This window comes from Methanoregula sp., assembly GCF_049690535.1.
In the GTDB taxonomy this organism is placed as follows: domain Archaea; phylum Halobacteriota; class Methanomicrobia; order Methanomicrobiales; family Methanospirillaceae; genus Methanoregula.
On sequence record NZ_JBAVMX010000141.1, the window covers coordinates 1 to 2078 of the forward strand.

Here is a 2078-nt window from a genome sequence, read left to right on the forward strand (position 1 = left end):
CCGACGCTTACCTTCTTTGCAGGGATTGTTTTCTTTGTCGCCATCGTCACACCTCCCGCGGATCCGTGATCTCACCGGTCATCGCACTCGCTGCCGCTGTTGCCGCAGAGCAGAGGTACACGAACGCCTCGGTGCTGCCCTGCCGGCCTTTGAAGTTACGGTTCGAGGTCGAGAGACAGACCTCGCCGGGCGCGAGCAGGCCAAACGAGCCACCCATACAGGGCCCGCAGCAGGGCGCCTCGACAAGGGCCCCTGCTTTTACGAACCGTTCGACAAGGCCGTTTTCGAGTGCCTTAAGGTATTCGTCCCGGGACGCCGGGATGACGAGCACCCGGACCTTGGGGTCGAACTTCTTCTTCCCCAGCACTTCTGCTGCTTCTGCCATATCCTCGTACCGGCCATTCGTGCACGAGCCGATGAAGACCTGGTCGATATGGGATCCTTCGACTTTGCTGACCGGTACCCCCTGGTCGACATTGTGGGGGATGGCGACCTGCGGTTCGAGATCTGCTACGTTGTATGTCCGCTTCTCCGCAAAGTTCGCGTCGTCATCGCTTGCAAGGTCGAAGGGTTTCATCTTCCGCCTGCCCTTCATATACTCCCACGTGACCTTGTCCGGCGGGACGATGCCGGCCTTTGCGCCCATCTCGATGGCCATGTTGCAGCAGGTCATCCTGCCCGGCATATCCATCTTCGCGATGGTCTTTCCCGCAAACTCGATCGCCTGGTAGGTCGCCCCATCGGCCCCGATATCCGCCGCAATCGCGAGGATCAGGTCTTTTGCCCCGACACGCCTCTGGAACTTTCCCGCAACCTCGGCCCGGATCGTCTCCGGCACCTTGAAGTAGAGAGAGCCGAACTTCAGCGCAAAACCCATGTCGGTCGAACCGATGCCGGTGGCAAACGCCCCCACCGCGCCATACATGCAGGTGTGGGAATCGGCACCGACTACGATCTCGCCGGGTGCTGCCCGTCCCTTCTCCAGGACCACCTGGTGACAGACCCCTTCGTTGATATCATAATTATGGATGCCCTGTTCCGCGGCAAATTTACGCATATATACATGGTTTTTTGCCGCTTCGAGCGAATCTGCCGGGATCTGGTGATCGAAGAGCATGATGACACGCTTTGGATCAAAGACGCGTTTTCCTCCCATCTCGTAGAACTTCTGGATGGCAAGAGGGCCGGTAATATCGTGGATCATAGCCCCGTCAATGGGTGTCATGACCACTTCGCCTGCCCTGATATCGCTGCCACATTTCCGTGAGAAGATCTTCTCGACGATTGTTGCTCCCATGCTCTATCGCCTGTACTATAGGCTCTGCCGGCACATGTACTTTGGGGACTGGATATCCGGAGCCCATATACGGGCATTTTTGATAATTACGAATAATTTCGCAGTCAAAGTAATCTTTAATCCCCCCGGTCTCCAACTATTGGCCTGATATACCATGAGAAAAATGGCAGTTATCCTCTGTGCCCTGGCAGTTTTTACCTTGGCACTGATCGGCTGTGTATCGGCAGCAGATTCCACGAATGCCCACGTCATCCAGGTCAGCGGGAGCGGCTCGGTGACAGGCACGCCCGACCGGGTACAGATCAGTTTCGCAGTCGAGACCGACAATCCGGATGTCAAGATTGCACAGGCAAACAACGCTCTTGCAATGAATACCGTGGTGGATGCGCTCGCGGCAGCGGGAGTTCCCCGCGACCAGATGAAGACCACGGACTATACTATCACCCCGGTTTATCAGGACAACAACAATGGGATCCTCTCCAGCAACATAAAAACGTACCAGGTTACAAATGCACTCCAGGTAACACTCAAGGATACCAATGTGACCGGCCAGGTCATTGACGCGGCCGTAACCGCAGGTGCAAACCAGGTGAACTCAATCCAGTTCATGCTCTCCGACGAACAGGCACAGGCACTCCGGAGCCAGGCGCTCTCCAAGGCAGTTATAAACGCACGGGCAGATGCGGACGCAGTTGCAACAGCCCTCAATGTTACCATAACGGGAACTCAAGAGGCGGATATCAGCCAGGGATACACACCGGTCGTCTACAGTAATTACGAC

Annotated in this window: 2 protein-coding genes; one reads left to right on the plus strand and one right to left on the minus strand. The window is 56.4% G+C overall.

Annotated features, from left to right (window positions below; all coding sequences use genetic code 11):
• Positions 1 to 46: 46 nt before the first annotated feature.
• Complete coding sequence (locus WCE46_RS11180; RefSeq protein ID WP_424733802.1) at positions 47 to 1297, minus strand: 3-isopropylmalate dehydratase large subunit; 1251 nt, start codon at positions 1295 to 1297, stop codon at positions 47 to 49.
• Between the two features lie 154 nt (positions 1298 to 1451).
• On the opposite strand from WCE46_RS11180, the gene WCE46_RS11185 reads away from it, so the two are divergent.
• Positions 1452 to 2078 (plus strand): SIMPL domain-containing protein (locus WCE46_RS11185; protein ID WP_424733803.1); only part of this gene is annotated, 627 nt, incomplete at its 3' end.